The organism is Pseudoalteromonas sp. MIP2626 (genome assembly GCF_013414205.1).
Classification (GTDB): domain Bacteria; phylum Pseudomonadota; class Gammaproteobacteria; order Enterobacterales; family Alteromonadaceae; genus Pseudoalteromonas; species Pseudoalteromonas nigrifaciens.
This window is the reverse complement of record NZ_JAATTW010000119.1, coordinates 1-999: the sequence shown is the minus strand read 5'-3', so window position 1 is coordinate 999 and position 999 is coordinate 1. Positions and strand designations below refer to the sequence as shown.

Here is a 999-nt window from a genome sequence, read left to right as displayed (position 1 = left end):
TAATGCCGATCAGTTAAGGTTAATTGATCGGTTGACCGATCTAAATGATCGTGAATAATCCGTAATTAGTTTCGCTAATTACGGTTTTTTTATGGATATTCAAACAGCTCTTTCAACCACCTTCTCATCTGCTGATGAATTTACAACGCTTGATAACTTATCTGGCATCTTAGATCCCGAATTACTTAACCAAGCTTTTGAAAAATCGGGTGTCGCCACCGTTCGTAAACGTCGCTTACCACTCGATGCTGTCGTTTGGTCTGTGATTGGTATGAGTTTATTTCGTCATGAATCTGTTTGGGATATAGCCTCTAAAATGGACATCGCCTTACCAGGTAAAGGGAAACTAGTTGCCCCTAGTGCCATGGTTCAAGCGAGACAACGCTTAGGTGAAGATGCTGTCGAGCAGGTCTTCAAGATGATGGCGTCACGGCATTATAATCATGCCCACTTCGATACATTTTGTGGCTTAAATCTATTAGCTGTTGATGGCGTTGTTTTTCGTACACATGATACGCCAGAGAATAAAGACGTATTTGGGTGTGGCTCAACCCAGTATGGTGAAAATACCTATCCGCAAATTCGGATGGTATGCCACATGGAGCTAACGAGCCATCAACTCATTAATTGTACTTTTAACGGGCAACATCAAGGAGAAATGACACTCGCTGAAGAGCTCATTGAAGGTACACCGGATAACTCATTAACCTTATTTGATCGCGGTTATTATTCATTAGGGCTTTTGCATCGTTGGCACCAAGCAGGGACTGAAAGGCACTGGATGATACCTGTCAGAAAAGGCTTAACGGTTGATACCATAAAGAAAATGAGTAAAAATGACCAGTTAGTGCGTCTTAAAACATCGCCACAAGCGCGAAAAAAGTTTACTGACTTGCCAGAGTTTATAGAAGCTCGGCTGCTTACTTACACGCATAATAATAAGCAGTATCAGATTCTTACATCAATGCTTGATGTAATGCGTTACCCATCAAAAGAAAT

The 999-nt window shown here is 41.3% G+C and carries 1 protein-coding gene; it reads left to right on the top strand.

Translation table 11 applies throughout. The features are described 5' to 3' along the window. Positions 1 to 91: 91 nt before the first annotated feature. Positions 92 to 999: IS4 family transposase (locus HC000_RS18285; RefSeq protein ID WP_179808390.1), on the top strand; the 908-nt coding region annotated here is incomplete at its 3' end.